The sequence below is a fragment of the Bacillus sp. RE35 genome, from assembly GCF_052146655.1.
GTDB classification, from domain to species: Bacteria; Bacillota; Bacilli; order Bacillales; family Bacillaceae_G; genus Bacillus_A; species Bacillus_A cereus.
The window spans coordinates 1,306,527-1,332,774 of sequence record NZ_CP197377.1 but is presented as its reverse complement, the minus strand read 5'-3'; the positions used below and the strand labels follow the sequence as shown (position 1 = coordinate 1,332,774).

Here is a 26,248-nt window from a genome sequence, read left to right as displayed (position 1 = left end):
CATTTCCCCCTTAATTTGGCTGTAATTGAAATAGAAAACCAAGTTGTTGTGACGCAGTAATAAAGCAAACATAGGCGCAAAGCTCTACAATTTCTTTTTCTGTCCAATATTGTTTTAATACGTGAAACATATTATCATCTATTGCTTTTCGGTCATGAACAAATGTATGCGCAAAAGTAACAGCTACACCAATCTCCTCTGCCTTTTGCACATCATCAGGTCTTCCCTTTGCCATACAGTACGGACATTCATTCCCATACGCTAATGTTCTTCTCACTTGCTCCTTCAACTCTGCTGAAAGAGTTCCTTTATTGTACAGTGTATCTTCTAACGTACTCCACGAGTGTAATATATCCGAATTATGCCCTAATAACTTTTGAAACTTTGTATCTCCTACATTTGATAATGAAATTCTCTCCATCATTTCCCCTCCTATTTCCTTCTGTTTTATTGTAAAATAAATAACGTTCACTTTACATTTCATATGAATCTTAATTTATATTTTTCCTTTACAAAAATCATTATTTTACTGGAGGTATATTTACAAATGCAACTAGACCGTGTTGATCGAAAAATTTTAAATGAATTATATAATGATAGTCGCCTTTCTATGCGTGAATTGGCGAAACGAGTAAACTTATCTGCTCCGTCTACTGCAGAACGTGTTCGTAAACTTGAAAGTGAAGGCGTTATTCAAAAATATACAATCGATATCGACTATAAAAAAGCAGGACTAGTTTTAGATTGTATTTTAGAAATCACTTTAAAAAATGGTGATACAACACGTATGCAACAGTTTATTCAGTCTTATCCATCTGCAAGTTTTTGTTACCGAGTAACAGGAAGCTTATGCTACATTGTAAAAATTTCTGTTCCTTCACTCGTTGAACTTGAAGAATTTATCAATGATGTTTCTTCATATGCAACGACAGTTTCTCATATCGTATTATCAGAAGTATCTCTTACTCCTGATATTGAACATATCTTCCCAGAAGATTAATTTATTTTTATTCATAAATTATAAAAAAACCCCTTACAATAAGAATAAAAATAATATATTATGTATTAAAATACATAAAATTCGAGAAAGGGGCTTTACATTGAAAATCTGGTTTTATGAAAAAACGGCACAATTAGATGACTTGCTTGGTATTTGGGACAATGTTCCGACCATCCCGCGAATTGGTGAAAAAGTGGAGATTTTAAAGACAGTCCGCACTGTTACAGATATTAAATATGTCAAGAACGGTAATAATTTTCGTGTAGAAATTATTACAAATTAAAAAGTAGCTCCTAAGAGCTACTTTTTAATTATCTATTATGTGCTTTCTTTATAACGATTTTATCTTCTTCTACAGCTACTGTTACATAATCATTTTCTTCTAACCGAAGCTTATTTACAGCCTCATCTGGTAACTCTATGGCCATCAATCTATCGGTTACGATCACTTGACTATACACTTCATTTTCTTGTGATGAATTCACTACTTTTTGCTCATTTATAAAACGTACTGGTGGCACGCCAACTTCTTTTACTGTACGCCATTGTTTCCAAACATACGGAATTAACCATAGTAATCCAACAACTGTAAGACCGATACCAATCCATAAATTACTTTGCGCTTGTAATTCAGTAATTGAGATTGTACCACTTTCTTCTCCACCGAAAAATTGCATACTTGTTGCAATCAAATTATTTAGAGCGTGCACAGCTATATTCGTCCATATATTTTTTGTCTTTATGTATAAAAGACACATAACGACACCAAACATGAACGCACCAATAACATCAAAATGTCCTAGGCCAAAAATAATTGAAGATATAATTACAGCTTTTTTAATTCCCCATTTATGAGCCATTCGCTGTAAGAAAAATCCCCTAAAAATAACCTCTTCCATAATAGGTGCTAACACACATGCTGAAATGAAAGTAAATATCGTCATATATACGTTACTCGTATTAATAACATTTCCGTCTTCTAGCATAGTAACTAAGAAATTCGGTAACGTATGTGCTAATATGTAAAATTGAATATGAGATATGCCAACTGAAAAAATCATCCCCATTATCGTTGCTAATACAATTAATCCCCAAGATAAACGTCCTGGCTTATCAAAAAAACTGTTAAATACAATATTATTTTTATTTGTTTTTACGTATAGCCAAAGTAATGGAAATACAAAAAATACAGTTATTTGTGAAATAACCTCCATCGTATTCTCAGAAACATTTGCTAGACCTAATGGTATCATTATAAGGAACACCCCTATAATCATCCATCCAAAAAAGCTACGTAGCCTTATACGTGAAAATGCATAGTGCATATAGAACACCTCCAAAGATAGTAAAAGTAAATGGTCGGATAACTACATTATAATATGAATATAGTTGAAACTCTTCCTATTTTTCTCAATTACTTTCAAACAACATAGCTCTTAAAATATCATATCGCTGTTCTTCAAGTTGCAATCCAAGTGAAATTTATGTAATAAAAATCCCCGTTTTTACAAGCGGGGATTTCTTTTATTATAATACGTCACGTTTTTGGAATAATGCACTTGATGCTACAAGTAACACAACAAAGTATGCAGCTACAAGTAATAATGAAGTTGTAAACGTAAATTCTGTAAATGTTGGTTCCATTCCACCATTGATTAATTTATTACTATCGTAAGCTCTTAAATCCAAATGGTTGAATACTACAAACTTCGCTACACCTTTTGCAAACATTATTAATACCATATTAATTGCACCTTGTAAGAAGAATAGGAACATCGTAATAATTAATGGTAATACAGATTTTCTAAAGACATTTGCTAGGAAAAATGCAAGTGTTGCAAAAAAGAACGGTGAAAGTAGTTGATATAAAGTGGACTTCATAACGATTCCTAATGTTAATTCTGTTTTACTACCATCCATTACAATACCGCCAATAATCATTGCAATTAGCATACCAGCTAATACGATAAATAACATTGCTAATAACACTGTAATATATTTAGAAAATAAAACTGCAAGTCTTTTTCTTGGACGGATTAACAATTGTTTAATTGTACCTTTTTGGAACTCATCAGTAAGAGTACGGGCAGCAAGTGTAATCCCAAAAATCGTTGTAAATAAAACAATTAAGCCAATCTCTGAGTTTGCATAATCTAAATATGATCCCTTAAACTCATCACCTTTTCCCCACTTCAACATTGCTAAAGTACCTAAAATTTCGAGTGCCGCAATGACACCAATTAAAATATACATACCTTTTTTCGCATGCAACTTTAAAAATTCATTTTGAATTAATTTAAACATTACGCTTTCACTCCCCCAGTAATCGCTAAGAACTCATCCTCTAACGTTTTATTTTGAACAGTAACTCCGTATACAAGCACATCAGCATGAACAAGTTTTTTTACAAGTTGCGGAATGTTGTCTTTTGTTACAGATGCTACAATTACATTCCCTTTTGCTTTACCTTTAATGATTTCATTTGCTTTCTGAACTTTATCTACTTCAAACGCTACAACGACTGCCTCATCATGTTTCACTTTTTCATGTAAGTTGTACTCTTGTACAAACTCACCTTGTTTAATAATAACGACGCGATCACACATTAATTCAATTTCACTCAATAAGTGACTTGATACGATTACAGCAATATTCTCTTCTTTCGCTAAACGTTGTAAATAATCACGAATTTGGCGAATACCAGCTGGATCTAATCCATTTGTCGGTTCATCTAAAATTAAGATTTTCGGCTGATGAAGTAATGCCTGTGCAATTCCTAAACGTTGTTTCATACCAAGTGAATATGTTTTCACCTTTTTATGAATCGCATGCTCTAATTCAACAAGCTTTACAATCTCAGCAATGCGCTCTTTACTAATTGGTGTAATGGCCATGTTCGCAAAATGCTTTAAGTTTTGCATTCCTGTCATATAATCATATAGTTCAGGATTTTCTACAATCGCTCCAATTTGCTCTAGTGCCTTTTCACGCTCCGAGCGAATACTATGTCCACAAATTGTAATATCGCCCTCTGTCATTGAAATAAGACCTGTCATCATACGGATCGTCGTCGTCTTACCGCTACCGTTCGGTCCAAGGAATCCGTATACTTCTCCTTCACGAACCTCAAATGATAAACCACGAATAATTTCCGTTCCACCAATCTTTTTTCGAACATTCTCTAACTTTACTACTACGTTTCCCAATGGTGATTCCTCCTTTAGACTTCTAGTTTTTTATCGACTATGTGACCTGTAACTACTAGTAATATAATTGTTAATAAACAATTAAAAAATAGATTTAAAATTGTAACCTCTGTACCAGAATAAAATGATGTATTTAAAAAACCATTTTGATCTATAAATCCAATATTATTTATAGCAAACACATACTTTTCTATTTGCTGAAAAATATACGTTATTCCTCCATTAAATGCGGTAAAAATGACGAATAAAACTAAACAAGCAACTTTATTCATAGATGATTTCACATTTAATAGTTTTACAATTACTATAATGAAATAAATAGAAACTAGCATATTAAGAAAATCTAGTCCCCATAAGAAAATAGATAACATATGATGTAATATTCCATAATTATATAAACTGTGTATTGCTTGCTGAATACCTAAATTAGTTTTTCCATTGTAAATATTTAAAGAAAAATAGTATAGAAAAATGATTCCTATTCCTAGCAAAATCATAAAGAGTAGTACACAGAATAAACTATTTGCACATATATACTTTTTTGCTGAAATAGAAGTATAACGTAGCATAGAGTTTTTTAACATTTTCCGAAAAGACGATATACCTGTTAAAAGAATTGCAAATCCATTTATACCTAGTACGATAAAGAATATAATAATAATTATATCTTGCCTACCTGAAATTCTAACTCCTGAAACTCCTTTCATATTAAATAAAAGAATTAATGAAACTGTAATAAAACCAAAGTAAATAATGGCTATCTTTCTCTTATTACAATTATATAGATAAAGAAAAAGCTGACTCATTTCTCATAGGCCTCCTTAAACAGCTCATGTACTGCTTTACCCTTTTGAAATCGTAGTTCTTCCACATTTTCATGCAATATTATTTCTCCATCTTTCAAAAAGATTACTTCATCGAATATATTTTCGATTTCTCTTATTAAATGAGTCGATATAAGTAGCGTACAATCTTCACGATAAAATTTAAGTATTAACTCAAGTACATGTTCTCTAGAAACAAGATCAATCCCGCCCAATGGCTCATCCAGTACATATAGCTTCGCTTTTCGAGAAAACGTTAAAATAATCTGCAGCTTCTCAACCATACCTTTTGACAATGCTGTAATTTTTTCTTCTAACGGTATTTTAAATTCTGCAATCGTATCTACCGCTTTTTGAATATCGAAGTCTTTATAAAAATCTCGGTAGAAAAATAAAGCGTCTTTTACAGTCATCCAATCATCAAAGATTGGCTTATCGGACATAAATGAAACAATTTCTTTCGTCTGTAACCCTACCTTTTTACCGTCTATTGTAATACTACCTTCAGAAGGGTGTTGCAAGCCTGCAATCATTTTCAATAACGTCGTTTTCCCGCTCCCGTTATCTCCAACAAGCCCAACGATTTTCCCTTCCGTAATCTCTATGTTTAATTCACGGATCACTGCTTTTAATCCGTATCTCTTCCATAAGTTTTCTATTTTCAATAGCTCTGTCATTGGCTCTCCTCCCTCTTATCATGTAATGAAGAACGAAGAATTGTAAGAATTTCTTCTTCTGAAAAACCTAAATTGTCCATTCCATCTATAAAAGAATGAAGTAATTCTTTCGCCATCTCTTTTCGCAGCTCCATAATTTTCTCCCCTTCATTCGTTACATACCGTCCCATTCCTCTACGTGTGACAACAACTCCATCCCGTTCTAGCTCTTGAAATGTACGCTGAATCGTATTTGGATTCACTTGTAATTCACTCGCTAATTCACGGACAGAGGGAATTTTATCACCAGGTAATAAATGTCCTGTTACGATCTCTTTTTTTATGTATTCCATTACCTGAATGTAAATTGGTGTATTTGGAGAAAACTCTATTTTCATTTCTTCCCTCCTTTTGTATCAGTGTACTAGTTAAATAATACACCGATACAAAAAGTTTGTAAATACCCATTTAATTACAAAAAAGTTCTATCCGTTAAACGAATAGAACTTCCCAAATATAAATCGCTATACAAAAATAATAGTGTTATGTAAACAAAATTATAAAGAAAAACTGTCTTATCAATGAATAAGACAGTTTTTCTTTATAATCCTATATTAAAAGTTAAACACGAAGTCATCGTCAGCTAACTTTTCAACGTTCGTTGCTTTTACGTAACCATTTCCTTTTACAGAGAAGAAATCATGGTTTTTCGTATCTGTACGTAAACCATTTAAAACGATTGGGTTAATTTCTTCTTCTTCAAACTTCGGCTCAAGTCCTAAGTTCATAAGCCCTTTATTCGCATTGTAACGAACGAAACGATTTACATCTTCTACAAGACCGATAGAAGTGTAAATTTCTTCTGTATAGGCCATTTCAATTTCATATAGTTCCATTAATAACTCTTGTGTTTCTTTTTGCACTTCTTGTTGCTCTTCTGCAGAAAGTTCTGCGAAGATTTGTTGTGCTAAAATACCGACGAATACGCCGTGAATTGACTCATCACGAATTATCAAGTTGATAATCTCACCACTTGCTGTTAGTTTTCCTTGACCAGCTAAGTAAAGTGGATAGAAGAATCCGCTATAGAATAAGTAACTTTCTAAGAACACACTTGCTACCATTGCCATGTATAACTCTTTTTTTGTTACTTCAGGCTTTAATAAACGACGATAGTAACTAGTAATAATACCAGCTTTTTTCTCAAGTAACGGATGATTGTCTACCCAGTCAAAAATATCATCAATCTCTTCTTCTGTAGCTAATGTTGTGAAAATGTGACTATAACTTTTCGCATGTACTTCTTCCATAGCTCCCATGAAAGCTAATACACTTTTCGCTTGTAAATTTTCAAGATGAACCAGTACAAGTGGCATTCCTTCGCCACCTTGTTTCGTATCTAAAAGTGTTAAACCACCTAATACACGCTTATAAGCAATTTGCTCTTCTTTCGATAATTGCACCCAAGTATTTTTGTCAGACGAAACCGCAATTTCTTCTTCTGTCCAAAACTGAGCGATGTTTTGCTTCCAAAACATTAAACTAAAATCATCTTCTTTTTTGTTCCAGTTTACCGCACGCATTAAATCGCCCCTTCTCTAAATATGATAACTAAGCATGAGCAGGGTTCAGAAAACCCTGCTCATCATGTCTCACTTTTTATATTAAACGGTACAAGCCACACACTCTTCCACGCTTAATTTACGTGTTCTCGTATAATACAGACTCTTTAAGCCTTTTTTATGTGCATAGATGTAGTAACGTGCTAATTCACGTGTTGAAATATCACTATTAACGTAAAGAATTGTACTAATTCCTTGGTCAATATGTTCTTGAATTTCTGCGATTAAATCAATTAATTTAAACTGATTCATATCGTAAGAAGATTTATAGTACCAGAACGTATCTTTTGATAAATACGGCATTGGATAATATGTTGTCGCATTCGCATATGTTCTTGATTCGATTTGACTTACGATCGGCATTACGCTTGAAGTTGCATTTTGAACGTAACTGATTGATTGTGTTGGAGCAATGGCAAGACGATATGAGTTGTATAAACCATTCTTCTGCACTTGCTCTTTTAAACTTGTCCAATCTTCTTTTGTTGGAATATGAATTCCTTCAAATAGTTGCTGAACTTTTTCAGTTACTGGGCTGTAATCTGTCGTTTCATACTTTTCGAAGTATGTGCCATTCGCATAATCAGATTTATCGAAGTCCTTAAATGTCTCGCCTTTTTCTGTAGCGATTTCCATACTTTTCTCAATAGAGTAGTAATTTAACATCATAAAGAATGTACGAGCGAATTCTTTCGCTTCTGCACTTTCATAAGCGATTTTATTTTTTGCTAAATATCCGTGTAAGTTCATTGCTCCAAGTCCAACTGAATGAAGCTCGTCATTTGCTTTTTTCACAGTTGGTGCATTCGGAATAATCGTCATATCAGAAACAGCTGTTAAAGCTTCCATTCCCGCATGAACTGCTTCACGAATTTCTTTATTTTCCATTACGTTTACGATATTTAACGATCCTAAGTTACAGTTAATATCACGACGGATAATGTCATCTGTACCGTAATCATTTATTTCTGAAGTTTCTTGAAGCTGGAAGATTTCTGTACATAAGTTCGACATCTTCACAGTTCCAATATCCTTCAATGGATGTTGATTATTTGCATTTGATTTAAACATTAAGTATGGGTAACCAGACTCAAGCTGAATCATAGCGATTTTAATAAGCATATCACGTGCACTAATATCTAGTGGCTTCTTCTTCACTTTCGGATTGCTCATTAATTCATCGTACATTTCATCGATATCAATGTCATCTAAATGCTTTCCGTATTCTTTATACACCGTGTAAGGCGCGAAAACATGGAAAGGTTCGTTTTTCTCAGCAAGCTCAAAGAACTTACTTGGAACGATAATTCCGATTGATAGAGACTGAATACGGCTCTTCTCATCGGCATTTATTTTTTTGGTCAACTCGTCTTCATATTTCTATGAAGGTTGGACTATATCATCAACCTGTAACTGGTTGCCTTGCACTTCGACTGGTACCTATTTCCAGCCTACTCTACTAGCTTTCGTCTAATGACGCGCGTTCGATAGTCTCTACACCTTCTTGAAAGTATTGATAATTAGGAAAGTTATTGGATAGTACTCTATATTTTATCGTATTAGCAGGTACATTAAACACTCGTCCGGCTTCTGCTAAAGACTCATAGTAAATGTCATTTATAACAATTGGCTTTTTTTGTTTTTCTCTACCTGAATTATATTGATTTTTTTGAGCTTTACTTATCTTCATACATGTTTCTTTTGTATGCTTTTTACCTTTACGAGATCTAGACATTTTTTCTTTTGTTTCATCAGTATGTTTTCTACCATGAAATCGTTTAGTAATCTTAGATCTCATATTCTCCATATGTTGAGGTTTATCATACCAATAATTATTAGGCCCAGTATTAATTTCAGAAAGAAACTTTTTTACTTCCTTTGAGTGGGTTTTCCCATACATATGGTTCTTTTCCCCACTCAACGCCCCACCTCTAGCGATAGGATGTCCGTTGTAGCAATACTGTTTCCCATAATATTGACTTAATAAACTTTGCTCTATCTTATGAAGAATGTCCTTATCATCTGGTAATTCAATTATCCCTTTAAACTCAAATTTATTCTCACCATATAAATTCCAGGCTGCTTGTAAATGTTTACTATGATGCCGATTAGCATTCAATTGATTTCTATGAGTTTTAAATCGTACTTTAAAATTATTAGAACTACCAATATAAAACTTCCTGTTTTCCTTATTAATTATCAAATAAATTCCACAGTTCATGGAATCTCGCCTCCGGTGAATATAAGATTCCACTTCACCCAAGTAATATTTCTTTCAAGCTTGGCACGGTATTACCTGCTATCCACTTGCATGGACCGTAGGCTCTCTTAGTCAGCTTCTTCGCGGGTTCTTTTTCTTTTACCCCTTATTCAACTGATACCGTTAGCCGCTAATGCGACACCCTATTGGTTAGGTTCACAAGGTTTTCTCATACACATTACTGTGTAGAGGGACTACCAATTAATCCAGGAATTCAATAATATCCCAATGGAAAATGTTTAAATATACTGCACCGGCACCTTTTCGTTGGCCAAGCTGATTCGCATATGAAAACGAATCTTCAAGCAATTTCATAACAGGTACTACGCCACTTGCAGCGTTGTCGATACCTTTAATTTGCTCACCGCGTGCGCGTAGCTTAGATAAGTTTAAAGCTACTCCCCCGCCGATTTTCGATAATTGCATCGCAGTATTAATGTTAAAGCCGATCGAATTTAAGCTATCGTCCATCTCTAACAAGAAACAAGACACCATTTCTCCTCTTCTGCTTCTTCCCGCATTTAAAAAGGTTGGTGTCGCTGGTTGGTAGTTTTGTTTTACAATCATGCTTGCGAATTGTCTTGCCTTCGAAACATCACCGCGTCCTAAGTATAATGAAACAATTGCTACACGATCTTCATAGCTTTCTAAGTATTGTTTTTGATCATTCGTTTTTAACGCATAATCTTTGTAGAACTTAGATGCTGCCATATAAGATTGGAACTCGAAGTTTTCACCATAAGCGATGTTATATACTTCCTCTACTTCCTCCAAGCTATACTCGTCCAGAACGTTGTAATAGTAATCATGTTCTTTCATATACTCCATTCGCTCTGCCACGCTATTAAAAGGAACGGTATTCTCTCTAGCTTCTTCCATAAAGACTTCTAATGCCTCTTTATCTTTATGAAGCTGATAAAAACCGTCCTGCATTTGCGTGATTTCATTATTCAGTTCAATGTGTCGCAATCTCCCGCACCCTTTCCTTAAAATATTCTACATCGTTATTTGTTCCAGATAACTCAAATTTTGATACAATAGGCACTTCATATTTAGTAGAAATCTTGTCAGCACTTGCACCGAACATGTCTCCCCAGTTACGATTGCCGCTTGCAGATACGCCTTTTAATTTTTCATTATTGCGCTCTAAAAAGTCTAAAACACGTTCTGGTACATTGCCAAAACCTGTTGTATACGTAATAAGAATAAAGTCTTCATCTATTACTAGATCTTCATCAATTTGAACGGCCGGCATATTTAATTTGTGAATGAAACGCTTCACGTTTCCTGTCATAGAATCATATGCAACTAACATTTCCGACCCTCCCTCTCAAATCTATATTCTCTATATGTTGTTCTTGATTTCTCTATATATTGTATTACGTTTCAAAATAAGACACAAGATATATGTATAAATTCTTTCTTTTTTTAACTTTTACTTTTCGACATGATAGCCGTTTTTTTTCAATACAATGACTATGAAACAACATTCTAAAACTCATGTCAATAAAGTGCTTTTCAAAAAAGTTGTCAACGAATTTAACCTTATTTTTAAAAAAGTTAACAATATATTTTGTCATAAAACGTTAGATGCTGAAGAAATATATTTCTCCAGCATCACGCAAAAAAGAACAGATATGAAACTATAATCTGCTCTAAAAAACGATTACATTTATCAAATTTACCTTATTAAATATATTATACATATACTTTCGTTTCTCGTTACATACTAAAAGATAACTATTATAGAAAAAGATTATTATTATGGAACTTCAATTTATTTATGAAAAGTTTATTCAGAGTGCTCAATGCGCAAAATATCTTTTACAAATATATGATGCGGATTTTCATCTTTATCAATCATTGTACATACCGGAGCCTCTTCATCAAAGTATACAATCATTCCTTCTACGTACTGATATGTATGTCGAACTTGTACAGTTACTTTAATTTCTACTGCTTCTTCATATGCTCTTTTTATTTTCTGAAGCATTTTTGCTGAACATTTTCGTTTCTCTGGATACATAACCATTCCCATAAATCGATTGCCGGCTCTATCTTTCCACATATAATCCCAATGTGGTAAAATGCCTTGTTTAAAATCGCCCATAATTCCCCTCTCCTTTATCTTTTATTTATCCCGCATTAAACGTCCGATTGGTGAAAGGCTACTAATCAGTGAGAGATGCCCTGCTGATCAAAATTCCTCTTTATGAACGTGGCGTTTCTGAATATGTATAAATCACTTGCCCGCCTCGCTGTGCGTTACCAATGAAATGCTTAAAGTCTTCTCTATTTACAACAACTTCTCTGAACGTATAAAATACATCTTTCGTAACAACATACTCCTTTATTTCACCATTTTTTAGCTGATCTAAAATTGTATTTGCTAATTCTTTATCCATGTATTTCACCTCTCTGCAATATTTTATTTTATCGTATATTCTATAGGTCAACAACTGTAAATTTATCCCGCTATTTGCAGGTAGTGCGATTGGTGTTGACTACTAATCAGTCGTGGAATGAACAAAAAATCTTACTGATTAACGTTTCACTTTATCTCGTTGTTATGTCATGATTTTATTTTCGTTATTTCGCAAACAATATCGTTTTACTATATGTCCACTAAATATCATATACTAACATAGCTACTTCTCTATATCAAACATTTCGGCATTCAATTATGCAAAGTTCCATACCACTATGCTACAATATACAAATAGAACTAGGAGGGATACTATGATTCGGAAAGCAAAAAAGACAGATGCAATGGCAATAGCTCCTTTATTGTATAATGCTCTGCATGAAATTGCTGAAAAAATCACAGGTAGCACAGATGAAGTAGAAGTATTACTAGGACTTGAGACATGGTTCTCAAAAGAAAATAACCGTCTGAGCTACGAAAACTGTTTTGTCTATGAACAAGACGAGAGTGCAGTTGGAGTTATTGTCGCTTATCACGGTAGTGAAGCAACACAGCTTGACGCACCAATTGTACATCACTTAAGAGAATTACATAAAGATGAATCAATTACGTTAGAAAAAGAAGCTGAGCTTGATGAGTATTACATTGATACACTATCAGTTTCAAGTGCACACGGCGGAAAAGGTATCGGTTCTAAATTAATTGAAGCTGCCGAAATCTATGCAACTGAAAAAGGGCATGAAAAAATCGCTTTACTTGTTAATTTAGAAAACACACGCGCCTATTCACTATACGAAAAGTTAGGTTATAAAAAAGATGAAATTGTTATGCTAGTAGGCGAACCTTATGCTCATCTCGTAAAACCATTAAACGTCAAAATTTCTGTATCTTAAAAAGAAAGCACACGATTTATATAAATCGTGTGCTTTTATGTTAAATTCGTATTTAATATATTTCCATCCATCGCCTCGTGAAACGTATATGTTGTACATCCCCATGGCTTTCTATGCAAAATAGGCGAACCAAACCATCCCATTGCCCTCAGCTCCGTTCCAATCATCGAATTAAAATAATTATGACCTACAAGAGCAATACTTCCATGTACGAGAGCATAACGATGTAATACGTAAGCTGCTTGCCTTGCCCTCTCTCTTACTTCCTTATAAGATTCAACATTTTTATGGTAACCAAGTATCCATAATGCTCGTCCAATACACATCCATACGTTAAGTTTACACTTCAACCATTTTGGCGCATAAAAGCTCGCCGGAACTGCCGCTTCCCTAAAAAGAGAATTTTGTATAAAACATAAAGAATCCATTAATTCAGTTGCTGACTGTACAGCACACTTTTGATCACTCGTTACAATCAATTTCGCTACTTCAACCGCTTCTCTTGTTTCCAATGGTATAGGTTGTTTTTCTGTTATAGTATGTAAGTCATATCCTTTTATCCATTCATGAAAGGATGTAACCGTCATTGGTTCTATAGTACAATCTAAGCGACCATGACGAATAAAAGAAATCTTCATTCTTTTCACTCTCCATTCATCACTTATGAACTCTATTATGCACTAGTTCTAAACATCATACCACGCAAGAAAATAAAGTTATATACCTTTACATCTCCCCACCACTATCATGTGTTATCGAAGCATGGATACCATCCATCCCATCAAAATATGTACTCGTATCATATTGACGAATCTTTTTTAAATGCATATAAGAAAATAAAAATAAAATTAAAGCTATAACACTCCCCACAAATTCAAACATCATTTTACCGCCTCTAATTTCTCCCACTTCAGCAGGTTATTCTACTTTTTCATTATACCTCGATATAAAGATTCTCGCATTTTTGCTATTTTTTTCAAAAAACATGGATTTTCTACATATTTTCTTACAAAAAGTGAATATTTTTCGAATTTTTACTTTGGAAACATTTACAAAGTAGGAAATATGGTTCAAAATAGGAGGAAATAAAAAAACCCAAATTTATTCTTTTTTTGGGAAAACTGTAACAAGGAGAGTTGCTTATGCAGATCGCAGAAACTGGAGATATCATCGAATTTAAAGGTGGAATGCAAGGCCGTGTTCAAAAAGTAAATCAAAACTCTGTTATTGTTGATATAACAATTATGAAGAATTTTAGAGAACTAGATATGGAACCTCTTACAGTTGTAAGTCATAAAAACTATACTGTCATTAATCAAAATGCATAATATAATAGAAAGAAAGGGCCTGTATAGTATACAGGCCCTTTCTTTCTATTAACGATTATCAATTGTTTCCGGATATAGATCGTGGTTCATCATGCGGTAATCAGCCATTTGTTCATACTTCGTCCCTGGGCGCCCGTAGTTGCAGTATGGATCAATTGAAATGCCACCACGTGGTGTGAATTTCCCCCATACCTCAATATAACGTGGATCCATTAATTTAATTAAATCGTTCATAATAACGTTCATGCAATCTTCATGGAAATCACCATGATTGCGGAAACTAAATAAATACAACTTTAAAGATTTACTCTCTACCATTTTTTGCTCTGGAATATAGCTAATATAAATTGTTGCAAAATCTGGTTGTCCTGTTTTCGGGCATAAACTTGTAAATTCAGGACAATTGAATTTTACAAAATAATCACGGTTTGGATGATTATTATCAAATACCTCTAATATTTCTGGGCTATATTCAAATAAATATTTTGTATTTTGATTCCCTAGTAATGTTACATCTTTTAAATCTTCATCTAATCTTCCTGTCATTTTAAACATCCCTTCTCGTTATACGCCGCGCTTATTTCCCCATACTAACGCATGAAGCTGAGGCAATACTTTTGCATCATTCATCTCTTTACAATTTACAGCTTTATCAATCAGCCATTCATACTTATCTAATAATTTTTTTATAAGCATCGCATCATCCACTGTTTTTGTATCATCGTTTCCTACTTGTAAGAAAAATGGTACCTTTGGATAACGTTCGTGCATCTTAACTGCATATTCAAAATCATGATCATCGAATACTACTACTTTTAAACTAATATCTTTTCCTGCTAGTTTCTGAATAATAGCATCTAACCTCTGAAAATCTGTTTTCATCGTTGAACTTGGTGGTTTTGGAGAAATTGTTATCTCATCAATTTGAAGTAACCAATCTTGCCATTTACTCCCTTGCGTTTCAATTGCCGTTCGCATTCCATTTTCCTTTAATATAGAAAGAAGAAACTCAATATTTTTCAATAATGCCGGATTTCCACCTGAAATCGTAACATGAGAAAAATTTTCTCCTCCAATTGCAACAAGCTCATCCCAAATATCTTCTGGTGTCATCTGTCTAATTTGATCTTTAGCTGATCCATCCCACGTAAAAGCAGAATCACACCAAGCACAGCTATAATCACAACCAGCTGTACGGATAAACATTGTCTTTTGCCCTACAACCATTCCTTCACCTTGAATAGTCGGACCGAATATTTCTAAGACAGGGATTTTACTCATCAAGCATCCACTCCCGTCTTACTTCCGCATAACTAGTCGGCGTCTCAAATAAACGAACAAATTCAACGCGAGCTCCTTTATATTCGTTCACTCGATTCTCTTTTGTTAGTGCTTCTGCCATCTTTTCATAAATCCAAACGACCATATTTTCAGCAGTCGTATTCATTGCAGGTAACGTTTCGTTTAAATAACGATGATCTAGATAAATTTCTATTTCATTCTTCCAAATTTCTTTTATATCTCCAAAGTCAATTGCAAGACCTATTTCATTTACATATCCACTAATTCCAAATACAACTTTATATGTGTGACCATGTAAGTTTTTACATTTCCCTTCATAACAGTGTAAATGGTGTGCTGCATCAAATGTAAATTCCTTGCTGACCATTACCCTTTTATTATGGTATTTGAGTTGTTTACGCTGAATATCCTTGTCCATTTTTTGCAAATTCTCTACGATGCGAAATCCAAAAAAGTTATCCATTAGTTGTTCGCTCCTTCGCGTTCTTGTAGGTACGTATCTAATCCTGCTTTACGAAGTTGACATGCTGGACATTCACCGCAACCATCACCAATGATTCCGTTATAACATGTTAATGTTTTTTCTCGAACAAACTCAAATGCTCCAAGTTCATCTGATAATTTCCATGTTTCAGCCTTATCAATCCACATAAGTGGCGTGTGAATGACAAACGGGTAATCCATAGATAAATTTAAAGTAACATTTAACGATTTCACAAACACGTCACGGCAGTCTGGATAACCACTGAAATCAGTTTCACATACACCCGTTACAATATGACGTGCTCCAACTTGTTTTGCTAATACAGCAGCAAATGATAAGAAGAGTAAATTTCGTCCATCTACAAATGTCGATGGCAATTCACCTTCTTCATGTGTAATCTCCATATCCGTTCTCGTTAACGCATTTGGAGCAAGTTGATTTAATAAACTCATATCTAGTACCGTATGCTTTATTCCTAGTTCTTTTGCAATTTCCGCTGCACAATCAATTTCTAGCTTATGACGTTGATTGTAATTAAACGTTACAGCTTCTACCTCTGCAAACTGCTCTATTGCCCAAAATAAACATGTCGTACTATCTTGTCCTCCACTAAAAACAACAACTGCTTTTTCTTTTTTCATTTCACTCATTCTCCTTCTCTACTATAAATAAGAAGAAAGAACGTTCTTGAACTGTCACAATAAAAAAACAAAACAATACCTAAGGATATTGTTGTTTCCATAGTTTTTTATAGAGGGAGTTCGCGAACCTCTCCCGCGCGGTGCACGGAATTTCTTCTTTCATTGACATAGCTTATTGTAACATATTGTATACTAGCGTAAAAATTTCTGATTTTTCCGCTATTTATTATTTCATTTCTTTCATTTTATAGTATGATTAATTTAATATAAGAAGAGAGGAGGCATCCCACTGAAATCCTTTATTATTTATCTCTTTTTAAATATATTATTCATCCTGATTACAATGCTCGTATATCATTTATTTTGGAATCAAAAAGGGAAACGCTCTCCTAAATTAAATTCAGCTATATTCATTGTACTCTGTTGCCTCGCTACCGTACTCTGTATTACATTTGCAGCAAAAACAAATAATGGTTTTCAATTTGATATGCGCCATATTGTATTAATTGTCGGTACATTAACGGGAGGGCCTATTGCTGGTGGTTCTATCTTAGTTGTATTAAACATATATCGCTTATTATTAGGTGGGGTAGGTGTTTTCCCATCTCTTATCGGTTCTGTTCTTCTATTTATTGTTCTATTATTAACATATAAATTTTTCAATCGAACTTCTAATCGTATAAAAATAACACTTGCTATTATCTACAGTCTCACATACGGATTTAGTTGGATACCCTTCTTCCTTTCAAAGGTTACAAATAAGACTGATTATATACCGCATATTATTGTGTATGAATTATGTTCAATGCTTGGTACGATTCTAATTTTATATTTACTACACATATTACAAACTCAAGTTCGTCTCCAAAATGAACTTATAAATGCTGAAAAGTTTCATTTAATTGGTGAAATGGCAGCGTCTATCTCTCATGAAATTCGCAATCCATTAACTTCAACGAAAGGTTTTTTACAACTGTTACAATCAGATACATGCACTGAGCAGGAACGAAAATTATATATCGACATTGCCATTAATGGCATCGAACAAGCAAATCATGTTCTTACAGATTATTTAACCTTTGCTAAACCAAGCATTGAAAAAGAACAAATATTACAGTTAGAAGAAGAATTACTACATGCATTGTCGCTAATTACACCACTTGCTAATTTAACAAATGTACGTACTCATTATATAAAGCAAAGCACTTCTTTTTTTATCGCTGGAGAAAAGCAAAAACTAAATCAATGTTTATTAAATATTTTAAAAAATTGCATTGAGGCTATGCCAAAAGGCGGTGATCTTTATTTCACATTAGTTCCTGATCATAAGCATATTCAGTTATATATAAAAGATACAGGAGTCGGTATGGATTCAGAACAAGTAAAACGTCTTGGTTCGCCCTTTTATTCAACGAAAGAAAAAGGTACTGGACTTGGAATGATGGTCGTATTCAGTGTTGTTCAAGCTATGAATGGAAAAATTGATATTATAAGTGAAAAAGGAATCGGTACAACCTTTTTATTAACTTTTCCACTCATACAAAAAACGTGATGAAATACTCATCACGTTTTTTCTGTTCCTTCAACTAATTCAGCAAAAGCTTTCACTTTTCCGTGCGGTTGTTGATTTTCTTTACGTGCTTTCCAGGCGCGCTCTTCTTCTCGCTTCTTCTTAGACATGTTTTTTTCAACTCCTTCTTTTCTTTCTTATTTCTCCATGTAGTATTCCAAAATAAGAAAGAAAACTATGCACGTATCAAAAAAGAAGTGGTTTCCCACTTCTTCCACTTTAGCGTTGCAAAATTGCATGTTTCGCCTCTTTTAACTGCGTAAGATGTCTTTGTTCATGCAAATCAAGAAATTGAACCCATTGATACAAATTCAGATCATTAAAAACAGGATGCTTTAATCCATTTTCAAATAGATCTTTTTCATCTATAACACTATGAAGCGCGTGTAATAGTTCTTGGCGTGAATGTTCTAGCAATTGAATTCCTTGCTGTTTTTTCACTAAAGTTTCTGTTGGTTGCATTTGCTGAGGAGCTTCTCGTTTATCTGTGCGATCAAGCGTAAGTTGGAGGTCTTTAAATGGAGTCATGTTTCTTTCATTTTTTTGTAAAGCATATACAAGGGCAGACGTGACAGATTGTTCAACTAAATGCAAGTGGTGTAAAATTTGAATAATACTCCATTTATCACGGCGTGGCTTTACATTCACTTCTGTGTCATTTAACATTTCAATTTCTGATAATAGCGTGCTTCGAGTAGCCTGTAATGAGTTTACTAAACTTTCTAAACTTACATCCATATTAGATTGAAGCATACTTGTTCCCCCCTTTTGTTGGTGAAAAGAGGTGCTCCTTATTAGAAACACCCCTTTAGTATTCTGAATTTTCTTTTATTATCTCATCATTTTCCCATTATGTCGATGTTAAACATGTGAAAAAAAGCGCATGTTTTTTACAATTTTGTGTCGTCAATCGCATGTAACCATGCTTCAATTTCTGTAATAACACTTTTCACACAGCCTTCAGCAAATGGTGATGTTAAATTTGCAACCTCTACTAATTCTAAGAACGATTTACTTCCACCTTGTTGGCACAGATTCACATAATCTTCCCACGCCTCTTGTCTATTATCTCTTGCACGTTTCCAAAATTGTAGCGCACAAATTTGAGCAAGCGTGTAATCAATATAATAGAACGGTGAGCTATAAATATGCCCTTGACGTTGCCAAAAACCACCGCGCTCTAAATAATCATTCTCCTCATAATCACGATGTGGTAAATATTTCTTCTCTATGTTACGCCATGCTGTCTTACGCTCTTCAGGTGATGCTTCAGGATTTTCATATACATAATGTTGATATTCATCAACAGATACACCATAAGGTAAAAACAGAAGTGCTGAACTTAAGTGAGAGAAGTAATATTTATCTGCATCTTCTTCAAAGAATAGCTTCATCCATGGCCATGTAAAGAATTCCATACTCATAGAGTGGATTTCACACGCCTCATATGTTGGCCAATTATATTCTGGAATTTCAAATTTACGACTTTCATATACTTGGAAAGCATGACCTGCTTCATGTGTTAATACATCAATGTCACCAGATGTTCCATTGAAGTTTGAGAAAATAAATGGCGCTTTATAATTCTCAATATATGTACAATATCCGCCACCAGCTTTTCCTTTTTTCGCAACTAAATCTAATAAATCATTATCTAGCATGAAATTGAAAAATTCATCTGTTTCAGCCGATAACTCTTTATACATTGTCTTTCCATGATCAACAATCCAATCCGCATCTCCTTTTGGAGTTGGGTTACCTGTAGCAAACTCAAAGTTTTCGTCGTAATAAGCTAACTTCTCTACACCGATACGTGCTTGTTGTCGCTTTCTTAATTCCGTTGTAACGGGAACGATATAATCTAGCACTTGCTGACGGTAATTAGCCACCATCTCCGCATTATAATCTGTACGGTACATTCTTGCATATCCAAGTTCAACAAAGTTTTTGAAACCTAAAGATTTTGCGATTTTCGTTCTCACTTTAACAAGCTCATCATAAATACGATCTAGTTCTTCCTCATTTCCAGCTAAAAATCCGTAGTATGCTTCACTTGCTGCTTTACGTTCGCTTCTTTCTTTTCCTTGCATAAACGGAATCAGTTGCGATAACGTTCTTTCTTCTCCAGCAAAGTCAATTTTTGCAGATGCTAATAACTGTGTATATTGCGATGATAATTTATTTTCTAATTGTAAATCTTTCACGACTTCATCTGAATATGTTTTTAAATCACATTCTGCTAGAGCAAATAATTGTTTTCCATAATACGCCTCTAATTCTTCACGAAATGGAGAATTAATGAGTGCCTTATAATATTTTGTACCATATCCTTGTACAACTGGAGAGAATTCATCAAAGAAATCCTGCTCCTCCTTATAAAAAGTATCCGTCGTATCAACAGAATGGCGAATGTAACAAAGGTTTCCCATTGTACCAAAATCGTTGCGAATCTCATTAATTGAATGAATGACTTGTTTTTGTTCTTCTACAGTTTTTGCGTTATCAAACTTCTCTAAAGCAACAGTAAATTTCTCTTTTAACTCTTCAATATTTGGGCGTTTATATTCATAGTCTTTAAATGACATGAACGAGCCTCCTCTCCATTACATACCTTTATTATAATTCAATACGTATTCTTGAATTTCCTCTTAATTTTCAACAAATTTCGGCAGTGATTGCCCTGAGCTCATTACAAATAAAAAAGCCTTGGATTTATTTATCCAAAGCTCCTTTGGAACATATTATTTTTCATACTTCCCAATTTTTTTTAATAAATCAAGTAATTCATCTTTTTCATCTTTCGTTAACATTTCAAAAGACTGATGTATAACTTTCTCATGCCCCGGAAAAATAGAAGCAATAAAGTTCTCGCCAGACTCAGTTAATTGCGCGTAAATAACACGTCTGTCATTCGGACATGGAATTCTCTTTACTAATCCCTTTTTCTCCAGCTTATCTACAACATATGTAATGCTGCCACTAGCTATTAAAATACGCTCACCAATTTGCTGAAGTGGTTGACCGCCTTTATGATATAGCAGTTCTAATACAGCAAATTCAGTTGGATTTAACCCGTTACTTTGTATAGATTTATTTGTAGTATCCATAACAGAACGATGTACACGAGATAATGCAATAAATACTTTTAAAGATTGAGAAATATCTTCTCGTTCATTATTTGATGTCATACAAATTTCAACCCTTCACTTAAATTCTCAGCAATAAAAAGAAAATGCCAGTTCATACTTCCTGTAAATTCCGAATGAGCATTCACTCATCCATTTCCTCTCCCCTAATATATTAAGAATCATTCTTGAATAAAAACATGACAATTTTAACATAGTTTATATATAATGATAATAAAAAAGAAGGAGTACCACATTTGAAAGTCAAATTCCAAAGCATAATTGTATATATATTGCTTGTTATCCTACCGACAATAGGGATTGGTGCTACATTTTATTCGTATCATACATATAAAATGAAACAGGAAAACAAATTATCTGCTCATACAGTTCTCTTTTTATATAGAGATTATTTGGATCATCATCTTGGTGAAGCAATTTCTGCTTTAGACATGCTTGCAAAAGTTGTAGGCACCGAGACTGGTAATATAAATGGTATTAAACAAATTGTACATGATACAGATGGAAACGATGCACGCTTTTCTGGTCTATATTACGCTACACCAGAAGGAGTCATTACAATCGCATCTGAAGATGAATCAAAGCCTATAGATGTTTCAGACCGTAAATATATTCAAGACGCGCTCCAAACTAAAAAAACCACTGTATCATCAGTCATTACTGATCGCGTTCTTGGACATAAAGCTATTATGATTGCTGCCCCCATATTTAATAAACAGAAGGAGCTCTCAGGATTATTATTAGCTAGTTTACGCTTTGATTACATTTCATCTTCTTTAAATGCCATTAAACCACAATACCATTTTGAGGTAACTGATAAACATGATGTAGTTTTTCTAACCGATGATAATAACGACACAAGTGATACGCATTCTAATATGCTTACTACCCCACTCCAAAGATTAAATTGGAAGGTCTCTGTTTCTCCATTACCTATTCATCAAAAAACCTTATACCAGTGGGTTGCAATAGAGTGTATAGCTACTTTATTTTTAATGTCTATTTTATTTTTACTTGCTCAATATATGTTGTTAAAACGTCAAACAAAAATTGAAAGGCAACAAAATGAACTACAAAAAATTGAATTAGTTGGAACTTTTGCAGCGAGTACAGCACACGAAATCCGTAATCCTCTTACTGGAATTAAAGGACTCGTCGCTCTATTAAAAGAGAAATATAAAGATGAGCAAGATCAGTTCTACTTTTCCGTAATTGAACAAGAAATAGAGCGAATCAATGAAATTGTAAGTGAATTTCTTATTCTCGGAAAGCCAACCGCCATCATCGAACAAACGTATGATGTAAGAAAAATTCTAAATGAGGTAGCATTAATTATTCAATCTGAGGCGAATTTACATAACATTGTATTCCATTTACATTTGCCAGACCATCCTGTTCATATCCGTTGTTCGAAAGACCATATGAAACAAGTGGTTTTAAACATTACAAAAAATGCAATTGAGGCCATGACTTCTAGTGATACACTAACCATTGTAGTAAAAAACAATGAAACACACGCACAATTGCAGATTATAGATACTGGAAAAGGGATTCCGCAACATATTCAAAAACACCTCTTTCATCCGTTCTTTACTAATAAAGATACTGGAACAGGTCTTGGACTTGTCATATGTAAACGAATTGTAGAGATGTATAATGGGCATATTTTTATTGACAGTACAGAAAACGAAGGAACAGCAGTTCATATCGAAATTCCGTTACACATAGTATAATTATCCTTATCCTATAAGGGTAATTATACTTATTTCATAAAACCAGCCACAAGCATTCGCCAAAAATTATTTGATTTTCCTTCATACCCGATTTGGAAAATAGGTATTTTTATAATTGAAAACCATTTCGGTGTTTGTTTTTCTTTATAACATTGATATTGTAAAATAAGCTTGTCCAATTCTTGACTAACTTGAATTGTCTCCCTACTATTTAGCCCACTTGTTAATCCTAGTTGAATCATTTCTTCACGTTTCATATGAATATCACGTGAAAGCTTTTCTAATGTGTACTTCCTTTTTACAGTAAACATCCATATCCCCCTTATTATACTTCCATGCTCTTAACTTCACTTCTCCATTGACTTTTTTAACTACTTAATCATATGCAAATTTGAAGAATCAGAAATTTTAACATTTTCTCCCTGTAATTTACAAATCTTTACCCTCACTTTGAGAATTATTACAAATTATTCTATCTTTGTAAATACATTCGCAATAATAGACATTTTTTTCATCTTGTTTTTTTATAAATGCTACGTAAACCGTGGATTCTTAATTTTCCACCTACTTTTCTTCGACATTTTTTGTTTAATTTATATAAAAAAGCAAAACATAATGATGATTGATAAAGTGAAACTTTAATCAGTGTTTTTTGTTCAGCCCCCACTGATTATTAGCATTCACCAATCGGGTAGGCAGTGAATCTCCCACCTATCCAGCCCAATGTTGAGGTGGGAGTCTTACTCCCCACAAATAGCGGGATAACAATAGAAAGGAAATATTTATATGCGAAAATATACGATTGCATTATTCATCATTGTTTTGTTTTTACCGTCCTTCTTATTTCCTATTCAAGCAAATGCTCATACGAATAAAGTTGCTATTGTCATTGATGATTTCGGAAATAATATGAAGGGGACTAATCAAATGTTATCACTTCCCATTCCACTCACTGTTGCTGTTATGCCTTTTCTTCCTTCCACAAAAGAAGATGCAATAGCTGCCCATAAGAAAGGCCATGAAGTTATTATACATATGCCGATGGAACCTATAAAAGGTAAAAAAGAATGGCTTGGGCCGAAAGCAATTACAACTGATTTAAGCGATGAAGAAATAAACAACCGACTTGAACAAGCGATTCAAGAAGTACCGCATGCAATTGGAATGAACAATCATATGGGGTCAAAAGTAACAGCGGATGAAAGAATTGTTCGCCTTATACTTGCTGCTTGTAAAAAACACGGTTTATTTTACTTAGATAGTAAAACGAATCCTAATAGTGTCGTCCCAAAAATCGGAAAAGAATTAGGAGTTCCTATTATTGAAAACCAACTATTTTTTGATGATGTGTATACAGCAGGACATATTTCAAAACAAGCCCAATTACTCATCAAAAAAATTCAAGAAAAACCTATTATGGTAGCTATCGGGCATGTGGGCCCTCCAGGTGAAATTACATCACGCGTTATTGAAACTTCTATCCCTAAAATTCGTGAGCATGCAGACTTTATTTTCTTATCTGATCTAGCATTATCCCCGCCTCCTGTTTCAAAATAAAGTTCATTACTCACATAAAGTGAAACTTTAATCAGCCCTCACCAATTGGGCTTTTATGGGCAATCCGTCCCCCCACTTAACTTCTTTACTTGCGCTGAATTTTGAGGCTCGGATTTTACTGCCCACAAATGACGGGACAAAAAAGTACCTATCTATATATAACAGATAGGTACTTTTTTTAACTTAAATATAATCTACATGACTCACTCTGAATCCTTTTTTCTCTATTTTTCCGATTAATTGCTTTAATCTTGTTTCATCTAACTCATCTGATATATTTACAATAACGCGGCGGATATATTGATCACCGTTATCTAACGTAAATAGGCCACCGATATTATATGCTTTTAACAATGTCCCAAGCTCTTTAATCGTTCCCTTACAATCTTGTGTTGCAATTGTTAATATATAACCACCTGTTCGCATACCAAATGAATCTTCAATAACATCAAATATATTCGAATGCGTTAACATACCGACAAATTCATTATAATCATTTAGCACGGCTAAAAACGGAAGCCGACGAATTACATAAAAAGCTCTGAAGAATGAATCCTTTTCAAAAATAAATGCATTGGAATCATCAAGCATATCCCCTGCACTTACATGCTCTAATCCGCTATTGCATTTTTTTTCTAATAAATCTACTTTATAAATAATCCCCGTGAATTTCTTCTCATCTTCTGCTAATACCGGGATGGCTCGAAATCCCGTTTCGTTCATCATTTGCAGTGCCTCTTCACCAGAATCATTTATCTTGCAAAATGTTACTTGCTGCTTTGGCAGAAAATGATATTTAACTCGCAAAATATGTTCCTCCTTACATGTCAACATGTAATCTATATATAATAAGGAGACCTATATTTTATGAGTGAAATTATTTTTAAAACGCTTTCATTTGTTTATTAACTTGTAGCCATATCACATCCATTTTTATATAACAGAGCTCCTTGCACCCTTAATCATTAATAACTTTACATGATAGTTCATTAAATATTCTATACCCTCTAGCCATTTTTTCGCTTCTTCTGGCGTTTTTCCCCACACAATCATGCCGTAATTATGAACAAGAACTACTCCTCCACCTTCAATGAAATTCGGAACATTGCTTTCTAATAAATCAGCGAATTTTTTTTCATCTTCTACAATTGGAATTGTCATTTCTGTTATACCTTCTTTTCCGAAAACACGCTCCACACTGCGTTTATCGAACGTTACTTCTCCTTCTTCCCCATATAACTCTGATATTAAATGACTATCTACAGTCTGCACTTGTAAAATACATCCTGCACTACTTTTTTTATAAATATCCGCATGCATAAATGACTCTGCAGCTGGTTTTTCTTCATTTTCAAATACTGACTCGCACATGCAATTTACGACAATAAAATCTTCTTCCGAAAATAGCCCTTTATCTCTTCCCTCAACATTTACTAAAAATGTTAACGGCTCTTTTGACGTACATAGCGATAAGCTAATTTTGGTACCATAAAACCAATCACGAAGTGCCAATTCAGATTTCACATCTTTTAATTCATTCCATTTCTTCAGAAAAAATAACATTTCGTCACCCCCGGCATAATATTCATATAAGGTTCGAA

The 26,248-nt window shown here is 33.8% G+C and carries 32 protein-coding genes, 2 pseudogenes and 1 riboswitch; of the genes and pseudogenes, 7 read left to right on the top strand and 27 right to left on the bottom strand.

Translation table 11 applies throughout. The features are described 5' to 3' along the window. Positions 1-10: 10 nt before the first annotated feature. A complete protein-coding gene (locus ACTL4X_RS06975) occupies positions 11-421 on the bottom strand; it encodes a carboxymuconolactone decarboxylase family protein (RefSeq protein ID WP_000439755.1) in 411 nt (136 codons plus the stop codon). A gap of 126 nt (positions 422-547) precedes the next feature. Between ACTL4X_RS06975 and ACTL4X_RS06970 the strand changes: the two genes are divergently transcribed. Together ACTL4X_RS06970 and ACTL4X_RS06965 are read left to right on the top strand one after the other, a co-directional pair. Next, complete coding sequence (locus ACTL4X_RS06970; RefSeq protein WP_001175498.1) at positions 548-1,000, top strand: Lrp/AsnC family transcriptional regulator; 453 nt, start codon at positions 548-550, stop codon at positions 998-1,000. Between the two features lie 100 nt (positions 1,001-1,100). Further along, complete coding sequence (locus ACTL4X_RS06965; RefSeq protein ID WP_000707107.1) at positions 1,101-1,283, top strand: DUF3913 family protein; 183 nt, start codon at positions 1,101-1,103, stop codon at positions 1,281-1,283. Between the two features lie 28 nt (positions 1,284-1,311). Here the strand turns inward: ACTL4X_RS06965 and ACTL4X_RS06960 are convergent, their stop codons facing one another. From ACTL4X_RS06960 to ACTL4X_RS06900, 13 genes and pseudogenes are all read right to left on the bottom strand, one after another. Then, on the bottom strand, positions 1,312-2,325 hold the full coding sequence (locus ACTL4X_RS06960) for a CPBP family intramembrane glutamic endopeptidase (protein WP_000558807.1): 1,014 nt from the start codon (positions 2,323-2,325) through the stop codon (positions 1,312-1,314). A gap of 202 nt (positions 2,326-2,527) precedes the next feature. Further along, complete coding sequence (locus ACTL4X_RS06955) at positions 2,528-3,304, bottom strand: ABC transporter permease (protein WP_000475427.1); 777 nt, start codon at positions 3,302-3,304, stop codon at positions 2,528-2,530. Next, a complete protein-coding gene (locus tag ACTL4X_RS06950) occupies positions 3,304-4,206 on the bottom strand; it encodes an ABC transporter ATP-binding protein (protein WP_000528791.1) in 903 nt (300 codons plus the stop codon). The genes ACTL4X_RS06955 and ACTL4X_RS06950 overlap by 1 nt, the downstream gene beginning before the upstream one ends. Positions 4,207-4,220: 14 nt before the next feature. Further along, complete coding sequence (locus ACTL4X_RS06945; RefSeq protein WP_000080432.1) at positions 4,221-5,012, bottom strand: ABC transporter permease; 792 nt, start codon at positions 5,010-5,012, stop codon at positions 4,221-4,223. After that, positions 5,009-5,707 (bottom strand): ABC transporter ATP-binding protein, encoded by a 699-nt coding sequence (locus ACTL4X_RS06940; RefSeq protein WP_000137738.1) that lies wholly within the window; start codon positions 5,705-5,707, stop codon positions 5,009-5,011. Before ACTL4X_RS06940 ends, ACTL4X_RS06945 begins: the two co-directional genes overlap by 4 nt. Beyond that, complete coding sequence (locus ACTL4X_RS06935) at positions 5,704-6,084, bottom strand: GntR family transcriptional regulator (RefSeq protein ID WP_000687512.1); 381 nt, start codon at positions 6,082-6,084, stop codon at positions 5,704-5,706. The genes ACTL4X_RS06940 and ACTL4X_RS06935 overlap by 4 nt, the downstream gene beginning before the upstream one ends. A 216-nt stretch (positions 6,085-6,300) precedes the next feature. Then, the gene (nrdF, locus tag ACTL4X_RS06930) at positions 6,301-7,269 is read right to left on the bottom strand and encodes a class 1b ribonucleoside-diphosphate reductase subunit beta (protein WP_001203029.1); all 969 of its coding nucleotides are present in this window, start codon (positions 7,267-7,269) and stop codon (positions 6,301-6,303) included. Positions 7,270-7,350: 81 nt separating this feature from the next. Then, positions 7,351-8,670: pseudogene (locus tag ACTL4X_RS06925) on the bottom strand (ribonucleoside-diphosphate reductase subunit alpha); the annotation flags it as partial. 97 nt (positions 8,671-8,767) lie between these two features. Beyond that, the gene (locus ACTL4X_RS06920) at positions 8,768-9,529 is read right to left on the bottom strand and encodes a group I intron GIY-YIG endonuclease (RefSeq protein ID WP_000995587.1); all 762 of its coding nucleotides are present in this window, start codon (positions 9,527-9,529) and stop codon (positions 8,768-8,770) included. Between the two features lie 243 nt (positions 9,530-9,772). Further along, positions 9,773-10,537, bottom strand: a pseudogene (locus tag ACTL4X_RS06915) (ribonucleotide reductase N-terminal alpha domain-containing protein); the annotation flags it as partial. Beyond that, complete coding sequence (gene nrdI / locus ACTL4X_RS06910) at positions 10,524-10,883, bottom strand: class Ib ribonucleoside-diphosphate reductase assembly flavoprotein NrdI (protein WP_000959447.1); 360 nt, start codon at positions 10,881-10,883, stop codon at positions 10,524-10,526. The gene nrdI and the pseudogene ACTL4X_RS06915, both read right to left, overlap by 14 nt. A gap of 477 nt (positions 10,884-11,360) precedes the next feature. After that, entirely contained in the window at positions 11,361-11,678 is a 318-nt protein-coding gene (locus ACTL4X_RS06905; protein WP_000502205.1) for a hypothetical protein, read from the bottom strand. 100 nt (positions 11,679-11,778) lie between these two features. Continuing rightward, complete coding sequence (locus ACTL4X_RS06900; protein ID WP_000356684.1) at positions 11,779-11,973, bottom strand: hypothetical protein; 195 nt, start codon at positions 11,971-11,973, stop codon at positions 11,779-11,781. A gap of 334 nt (positions 11,974-12,307) precedes the next feature. Between ACTL4X_RS06900 and ACTL4X_RS06895 the strand changes: the two genes are divergently transcribed. Further along, positions 12,308-12,886 (top strand): GNAT family N-acetyltransferase, encoded by a 579-nt coding sequence (locus ACTL4X_RS06895; RefSeq protein ID WP_000619545.1) that lies wholly within the window; start codon positions 12,308-12,310, stop codon positions 12,884-12,886. Positions 12,887-12,921: 35 nt separating this feature from the next. Here the strand turns inward: ACTL4X_RS06895 and ACTL4X_RS06890 are convergent, their stop codons facing one another. Together ACTL4X_RS06890 and ACTL4X_RS06885 are read right to left on the bottom strand one after the other, a co-directional pair. Then, positions 12,922-13,524, bottom strand: coding sequence for a histidine phosphatase family protein (locus tag ACTL4X_RS06890; protein ID WP_078405020.1), 603 nt, complete (start codon positions 13,522-13,524; stop codon positions 12,922-12,924). Positions 13,525-13,612: 88 nt separating this feature from the next. Then, entirely contained in the window at positions 13,613-13,795 is a 183-nt protein-coding gene (locus ACTL4X_RS06885; protein WP_002004691.1) for a hypothetical protein, read from the bottom strand. A gap of 233 nt (positions 13,796-14,028) precedes the next feature. Here ACTL4X_RS06885 and ACTL4X_RS06880 point away from each other — a divergent pair, with 233 nt between their 5' ends. Continuing rightward, positions 14,029-14,214, top strand: a complete 186-nt coding sequence (locus ACTL4X_RS06880; RefSeq protein WP_001165082.1) for a YkvS family protein — start codon at positions 14,029-14,031, stop codon at positions 14,212-14,214. A gap of 48 nt (positions 14,215-14,262) precedes the next feature. Here ACTL4X_RS06880 and queF read toward each other — a convergent pair whose 3' ends face one another. Genes queF through queC form a run of 4 tightly spaced genes read right to left on the bottom strand, consistent with a single transcriptional unit; the run spans position 14,263 to position 16,641 of the window. Continuing rightward, a complete protein-coding gene (gene queF, locus ACTL4X_RS06875; RefSeq protein WP_001986050.1) occupies positions 14,263-14,760 on the bottom strand; it encodes a preQ(1) synthase in 498 nt (165 codons plus the stop codon). Between the two features lie 18 nt (positions 14,761-14,778). Further along, positions 14,779-15,495 (bottom strand): 7-carboxy-7-deazaguanine synthase QueE, encoded by a 717-nt coding sequence (gene queE / locus ACTL4X_RS06870; RefSeq protein ID WP_000036294.1) that lies wholly within the window; start codon positions 15,493-15,495, stop codon positions 14,779-14,781. Further along, positions 15,488-15,979 carry a 6-carboxytetrahydropterin synthase QueD gene (gene queD, locus ACTL4X_RS06865; RefSeq protein WP_000368414.1) on the bottom strand — a complete coding sequence of 164 codons (492 nt, stop codon included), beginning with the start codon at positions 15,977-15,979 and terminating at the stop codon, positions 15,488-15,490. The genes queE and queD overlap by 8 nt, the downstream gene beginning before the upstream one ends. Beyond that, a complete protein-coding gene (gene queC / locus ACTL4X_RS06860) occupies positions 15,979-16,641 on the bottom strand; it encodes a 7-cyano-7-deazaguanine synthase QueC (RefSeq protein ID WP_000711595.1) in 663 nt (220 codons plus the stop codon). The genes queD and queC overlap by 1 nt, the downstream gene beginning before the upstream one ends. 93 nt (positions 16,642-16,734) lie before the next feature. Beyond that, positions 16,735-16,778: riboswitch (PreQ1 riboswitch) on the bottom strand. 206 nt (positions 16,779-16,984) lie between these two features. Between queC and kinB the strand changes: the two genes are divergently transcribed. Then, entirely contained in the window at positions 16,985-18,193 is a 1,209-nt protein-coding gene (gene kinB, locus ACTL4X_RS06855) for a sporulation sensor histidine kinase KinB (RefSeq protein ID WP_000964154.1), read from the top strand. A gap of 11 nt (positions 18,194-18,204) precedes the next feature. Here the strand turns inward: kinB and ACTL4X_RS06850 are convergent, their stop codons facing one another. The 4 genes from ACTL4X_RS06850 to ACTL4X_RS06835 form a co-directional block, all read right to left on the bottom strand. Continuing rightward, positions 18,205-18,321 (bottom strand): DUF6254 family protein, encoded by a 117-nt coding sequence (locus ACTL4X_RS06850; protein ID WP_000038355.1) that lies wholly within the window; start codon positions 18,319-18,321, stop codon positions 18,205-18,207. Between the two features lie 109 nt (positions 18,322-18,430). Further along, complete coding sequence (locus ACTL4X_RS06845) at positions 18,431-18,964, bottom strand: DinB family protein (RefSeq protein ID WP_078403967.1); 534 nt, start codon at positions 18,962-18,964, stop codon at positions 18,431-18,433. 137 nt (positions 18,965-19,101) lie between these two features. Further along, the gene (locus ACTL4X_RS06840) at positions 19,102-20,796 is read right to left on the bottom strand and encodes a M3 family oligoendopeptidase (protein WP_000008577.1); all 1,695 of its coding nucleotides are present in this window, start codon (positions 20,794-20,796) and stop codon (positions 19,102-19,104) included. A gap of 156 nt (positions 20,797-20,952) precedes the next feature. Continuing rightward, on the bottom strand, positions 20,953-21,399 hold the full coding sequence (locus tag ACTL4X_RS06835; protein ID WP_000203336.1) for a MarR family winged helix-turn-helix transcriptional regulator: 447 nt from the start codon (positions 21,397-21,399) through the stop codon (positions 20,953-20,955). A 194-nt stretch (positions 21,400-21,593) separates the two neighbouring features. Here ACTL4X_RS06835 and ACTL4X_RS06830 point away from each other — a divergent pair, with 194 nt between their 5' ends. After that, complete coding sequence (locus tag ACTL4X_RS06830; protein WP_000865067.1) at positions 21,594-23,090, top strand: DUF3149 domain-containing protein; 1,497 nt, start codon at positions 21,594-21,596, stop codon at positions 23,088-23,090. Between the two features lie 29 nt (positions 23,091-23,119). On the opposite strand, the gene ACTL4X_RS06825 is transcribed toward ACTL4X_RS06830, so the two are convergent. Next, the gene (locus ACTL4X_RS06825) at positions 23,120-23,401 is read right to left on the bottom strand and encodes an aspartyl-phosphate phosphatase Spo0E family protein (RefSeq protein WP_000495536.1); all 282 of its coding nucleotides are present in this window, start codon (positions 23,399-23,401) and stop codon (positions 23,120-23,122) included. A 475-nt stretch (positions 23,402-23,876) separates the two neighbouring features. Between ACTL4X_RS06825 and ACTL4X_RS06820 the strand changes: the two genes are divergently transcribed. Further along, positions 23,877-24,647, top strand: coding sequence for a divergent polysaccharide deacetylase family protein (locus tag ACTL4X_RS06820; protein ID WP_001234107.1), 771 nt, complete (start codon positions 23,877-23,879; stop codon positions 24,645-24,647). Between the two features lie 183 nt (positions 24,648-24,830). Here the strand turns inward: ACTL4X_RS06820 and cbpA are convergent, their stop codons facing one another. Then, positions 24,831-25,454 carry a cyclic di-AMP binding protein CbpA gene (gene cbpA, locus ACTL4X_RS06815; RefSeq protein ID WP_001264208.1) on the bottom strand — a complete coding sequence of 208 codons (624 nt, stop codon included), beginning with the start codon at positions 25,452-25,454 and terminating at the stop codon, positions 24,831-24,833. Between the two features lie 126 nt (positions 25,455-25,580). Beyond that, a complete protein-coding gene (locus ACTL4X_RS06810; RefSeq protein WP_000896006.1) occupies positions 25,581-26,210 on the bottom strand; it encodes a class II aldolase/adducin family protein in 630 nt (209 codons plus the stop codon). Positions 26,211-26,248: the final 38 nt, after the last annotated feature.

Coding starts and splice junctions, on each gene's coding strand:
- ACTL4X_RS06975 (WP_000439755.1), bottom strand. CDS start 421: ATGGAGAGAATTTCATTATCAAATGTAGGAGATACAAAGTTTCAAAAG.
- ACTL4X_RS06970 (WP_001175498.1), top strand. CDS start 548: ATGCAACTAGACCGTGTTGATCGAAAAATTTTAAATGAATTATATAAT.
- ACTL4X_RS06960 (WP_000558807.1), bottom strand. CDS start 2,325: ATGCACTATGCATTTTCACGTATAAGGCTACGTAGCTTTTTTGGATGG.
- ACTL4X_RS06955 (WP_000475427.1), bottom strand. CDS start 3,304: ATGTTTAAATTAATTCAAAATGAATTTTTAAAGTTGCATGCGAAAAAA.
- ACTL4X_RS06945 (WP_000080432.1), bottom strand. CDS start 5,012: ATGAGTCAGCTTTTTCTTTATCTATATAATTGTAATAAGAGAAAGATA.
- ACTL4X_RS06940 (WP_000137738.1), bottom strand. CDS start 5,707: ATGACAGAGCTATTGAAAATAGAAAACTTATGGAAGAGATACGGATTA.
- ACTL4X_RS06935 (WP_000687512.1), bottom strand. CDS start 6,084: ATGAAAATAGAGTTTTCTCCAAATACACCAATTTACATTCAGGTAATG.
- nrdF (WP_001203029.1), bottom strand. CDS start 7,269: ATGCGTGCGGTAAACTGGAACAAAAAAGAAGATGATTTTAGTTTAATG.
- ACTL4X_RS06920 (WP_000995587.1), bottom strand. CDS start 9,529: ATGAACTGTGGAATTTATTTGATAATTAATAAGGAAAACAGGAAGTTT.
- nrdI (WP_000959447.1), bottom strand. CDS start 10,883: ATGTTAGTTGCATATGATTCTATGACAGGAAACGTGAAGCGTTTCATT.
- ACTL4X_RS06905 (WP_000502205.1), bottom strand. CDS start 11,678: ATGGGCGATTTTAAACAAGGCATTTTACCACATTGGGATTATATGTGG.
- ACTL4X_RS06900 (WP_000356684.1), bottom strand. CDS start 11,973: ATGGATAAAGAATTAGCAAATACAATTTTAGATCAGCTAAAAAATGGT.
- ACTL4X_RS06895 (WP_000619545.1), top strand. CDS start 12,308: ATGATTCGGAAAGCAAAAAAGACAGATGCAATGGCAATAGCTCCTTTA.
- ACTL4X_RS06890 (WP_078405020.1), bottom strand. CDS start 13,524: ATGAAGATTTCTTTTATTCGTCATGGTCGCTTAGATTGTACTATAGAA.
- ACTL4X_RS06880 (WP_001165082.1), top strand. CDS start 14,029: ATGCAGATCGCAGAAACTGGAGATATCATCGAATTTAAAGGTGGAATG.
- queF (WP_001986050.1), bottom strand. CDS start 14,760: ATGACAGGAAGATTAGATGAAGATTTAAAAGATGTAACATTACTAGGG.
- queE (WP_000036294.1), bottom strand. CDS start 15,495: ATGAGTAAAATCCCTGTCTTAGAAATATTCGGTCCGACTATTCAAGGT.
- queD (WP_000368414.1), bottom strand. CDS start 15,979: ATGGATAACTTTTTTGGATTTCGCATCGTAGAGAATTTGCAAAAAATG.
- queC (WP_000711595.1), bottom strand. CDS start 16,641: ATGAAAAAAGAAAAAGCAGTTGTTGTTTTTAGTGGAGGACAAGATAGT.
- kinB (WP_000964154.1), top strand. CDS start 16,985: ATGCTCGTATATCATTTATTTTGGAATCAAAAAGGGAAACGCTCTCCT.
- ACTL4X_RS06850 (WP_000038355.1), bottom strand. CDS start 18,321: ATGTCTAAGAAGAAGCGAGAAGAAGAGCGCGCCTGGAAAGCACGTAAA.
- ACTL4X_RS06845 (WP_078403967.1), bottom strand. CDS start 18,964: ATGCTTCAATCTAATATGGATGTAAGTTTAGAAAGTTTAGTAAACTCA.
- ACTL4X_RS06840 (WP_000008577.1), bottom strand. CDS start 20,796: ATGTCATTTAAAGACTATGAATATAAACGCCCAAATATTGAAGAGTTA.
- ACTL4X_RS06835 (WP_000203336.1), bottom strand. CDS start 21,399: ATGACATCAAATAATGAACGAGAAGATATTTCTCAATCTTTAAAAGTA.
- ACTL4X_RS06825 (WP_000495536.1), bottom strand. CDS start 23,401: ATGTTTACTGTAAAAAGGAAGTACACATTAGAAAAGCTTTCACGTGAT.
- ACTL4X_RS06820 (WP_001234107.1), top strand. CDS start 23,877: ATGCGAAAATATACGATTGCATTATTCATCATTGTTTTGTTTTTACCG.
- ACTL4X_RS06810 (WP_000896006.1), bottom strand. CDS start 26,210: ATGTTATTTTTTCTGAAGAAATGGAATGAATTAAAAGATGTGAAATCT.